Genomic DNA, 3,178 nt, shown 5'->3' with positions numbered 1-3,178 from the left:
GCTTTGCACCTCAGCCGCGATGAAAGTCGAGAGCATGGCATCGCGCAGGCCACCAAGGGCTGCGGGCGTGATGTAGAATCCGAGGCTCAGGATGAAGACGAGCAACGCACCACTGCGTAAGCCGGGCAGACTGAGCGGTAAGAACACGCGCCAGAAGGCCGAGAACGGACGCGCGCCCATGCTGCGCGCGGCTGCCACTTGCGACTTATCGATGCCGAGCATCACGCTCACTAGCGGCAGGATCATGATCGGCAACATGATGTGGACCATGCCGATATACATGGCCATACGGTTGTAAATCAGAGGCAGAGGACTGGTGATGACGCGCAGATCGAGCAGCAGGTTATTGATAAGGCCGCGGTCACCTAGGATCATGACCCAGGCGTAGGTTCGGGCCAGCGAACTCGTGAGATACGGGATCAGGACGAGGATGACCAAGACAGACCGGACCTGCTTCGAAGCAGCCGTGATCAGGTAGGCCGTCGGGTAGCCGATGATAGCGCAGATGACCGTGGCTACGATGCTTACCTCGATGGTCTGGATGAGGACGCGAACGTTCGCAGGATGCACGAAGAACGTCACGTAATTGACGAGGGAGAGCGCGGGGGCGTTGATGCTGTTTAAGAAGAGCTGGACGATCGGTATGGCAAAGACGAGTAGCAGGAGGCAGAGCGCCGGAAAGGTCAGCACAACAGAGGCCCGCGTAAGCTTTTGTAAAGTCAACATCTGCGAGTCCCCTGAGATCACGTCGTGACGAAGCGGATGTCCGATCTCAACCAGTCGAGCTGAATGGTGTCCCCGATCTGGAAGATCTGACGCCCCGCGGCGACGTGTTCGCGTATGACCACGTCGTTATCGCCGACAGCCACATGGTATCTTCGCAGCGGGCCGGCATAGATCATATCGGTCACGGTGCCGGCGACATGCTGGCGCTGATCGGCGTCGGCACTCTTCGTGGCGCCAGGGGCGGAGATCCGTATACGTTCCGGCCGGATCATCGCGACGGTGCCGTCCGGTTGCGGCGTATCCGACTCAACAGCGAATGACGGATCATCGAGGATGTTGGCGTCCCCAAGGAAATTCGCGACAAACCGGGAGACAGGACGGTCATATAGCGCCTCAGGCGTGTCAGTTTGCTCAATTCGTCCAGCGTTCATCACCACGATCCGATCGGAAAGCGTGAGCGCCTCCTCCTGGTCGTGTGTGACACACACCGTAGTGATTCCGAACTCTTTGTGAAGCCCCTTGATCTCACCCTGCATTTGCTCACGCAAGTTACGGTCTAGTGCTCCCAACGGCTCGTCTAGCAACAAGATTGGAGGGTCGGCTATGAGGGCCCGGGCGAGCGCCACGCGCTGCTGCTGCCCACCGCTGAGCTGTGATGGCATGCGGTCACCCAAGCCGTCCAAATGGACACGTGACAGGATGCGTTCGGCTCTCGCGGCCCGCTCAGCCGACCTGATGCCGCGCATCTCGAGCGGAAATTCAAGGTTGCGGCGAACGGTGAGGTGCGGGAAGAGCGCATAGCTTTGGAAGACGACGCCCTGATCGCGCCGATAGGAAGGTACCGAGGCGACGGACTTCCCAGCGATGCGGATATCACCTTCGGTAGGCGCCTCGAACCCCGCCAGCAGCATGAGTGTCGTCGTCTTGCCAGAACCGCTCGGACCAAGGATCGTGAGGAACTCGCCGCGCCCAACGGTCAACGACAGGCTCCTGACCGCAATGACCTGACCGTATAATTTGGTGACGTTCCGAAATTCGATTTGCTCGGAAAGAGCGAGTTTCTCCAATGGTCTATCCTTAGCTAGCGGATGCAGCGTTCTGACTGGTGCATTCATGTTCGTCACTCCAAGCCGAACGATGACGTGCTGGTTCGGTGCGGCACGTCATCGGTAAATGCCGTCGCAAAAGGCCGACAGGGGCTTAAAGCAGGATCCACTCGTTCCAGCGCTGGACCAGCTTTTCGGTGTTCGTGAGCCCGTCCGATCCCTTCTCGGCGTACCATTTCGAGTCGATTAGCACACTTGACCTCAGGTAGTCGGGGTGGCTGGCCAGCGAGCGCCCAATATCTTCCGGTAGAACCTTGAACGCGTTGAGGTTGCTCGGGCCGAACGGCATGAGTTGTGAAAATGCTGCCTGACGGTCGGCGCGCGCGGTAAATGCGACAAACTGTTGCGCAGCGTGCGCGTTAGGAGACCCCTTCACAATCTGCCAGTAGTCCCAAGTTATTTTCGCCTGGTTACGATTAATTTCAAGCGGTGCTCCCTGCTTGATCAACGTGCCGGCCCTACCATCATAGGCATTTACAAGATCTACTGCCTTGTCATGCATCATCTGCTGGATTTCGGACCCTGTTCCCCACCATTTGCGAATATCGGGCTTTATTCTGTCCAAACTTTTGAAAACACGATCTAGGTCCATAGGATATATATCCTTTGGATTTACGCCATCGGCGAGAAGGGCTTCCTCCCAAGGGCCTTCTGAACCATATTGGCCGCTGACAAGACTGCGGACACCCGGGAAACTGTTCACGTCCCAGAATTCCGCCCATGTGGTCGGCCGCAGCTTACCCGCTGGGAATTTTTCGGTATTGTAGACCATGACGAACGCATAAACTACGTTAGCTACGCCAAACGGCTGCTTTGCGAAGTCGGCGAGCCCGTCTAGGTCTTCATTCCTGTAAATAGAATAATCGATCGGCTCAAAAAGACCCTTTTGGGACAACTCGAACGAAGATCCCTGGTTAGCGGTGACAACATCGACGGTGACGTTATTCTGCGCAACCATCATCTCGATCGATGCCCGGTCGCCCTGATCGGTAATCGGGGTCATCTTAATGCCTGTTTCGGCTTCAAATGGTTTTACATAGGCCTCAATCATCGCCTTTCCGGTATCGCCACCGTAGACAAGGACGCGCAGTTCGCCAGGAGTCTGCGCCGATGCCTTGTTACTGGCAATGGAAGGAAGTGCGCCGGCAGCCAAGGCGGTTGATGCTGCCTGCAGGAAACGCCTGCGGTTAATGATAATAGAGAAGCTCATGGCCATTCCCCTTTTTTAATGTTGAGCATAATTGAATATGCAATTTTCGCCGACCCAGCGGACGGCCGCAATCGAGACTTCGCGAAGTGATCTACGTGGCGGTGCCGACGCGGTCCTGTCCTGCGCGTTTCACGGT

At 56.9% G+C, this 3,178-nt stretch carries 3 protein-coding genes; all 3 read right to left on the bottom strand.

Features of this window, described 5'->3' with window-relative positions; all coding sequences use genetic code 11:
• The coding region (locus EOA27_RS29025) for an ABC transporter permease (protein ID WP_145970594.1) at positions 1 to 726 on the bottom strand (726 nt) is incomplete at its 3' end.
• A 17-nt stretch (positions 727 to 743) separates the two neighbouring features.
• Positions 744 to 1,841, bottom strand: coding sequence for an ABC transporter ATP-binding protein (locus EOA27_RS29020; protein WP_126080654.1), 1,098 nt, complete (start codon positions 1,839 to 1,841; stop codon positions 744 to 746).
• Positions 1,842 to 1,926: 85 nt separating this feature from the next.
• Positions 1,927 to 3,042 carry an ABC transporter substrate-binding protein gene (locus EOA27_RS29015; protein ID WP_126080653.1) on the bottom strand — a complete coding sequence of 372 codons (1,116 nt, stop codon included), beginning with the start codon at positions 3,040 to 3,042 and terminating at the stop codon, positions 1,927 to 1,929.
• Between the last annotated feature and the right edge of the window lie 136 nt (positions 3,043 to 3,178).

It is taken from the genome of Mesorhizobium sp. M2A.F.Ca.ET.037.01.1.1 (genome assembly GCF_003998075.1).
In the GTDB taxonomy this organism is placed as follows: Bacteria; Pseudomonadota; Alphaproteobacteria; order Rhizobiales; family Rhizobiaceae; genus Mesorhizobium.
Note: the sequence above shows the minus strand (reverse complement) of the source record. Positions and strands in the feature narration are given on the sequence as shown.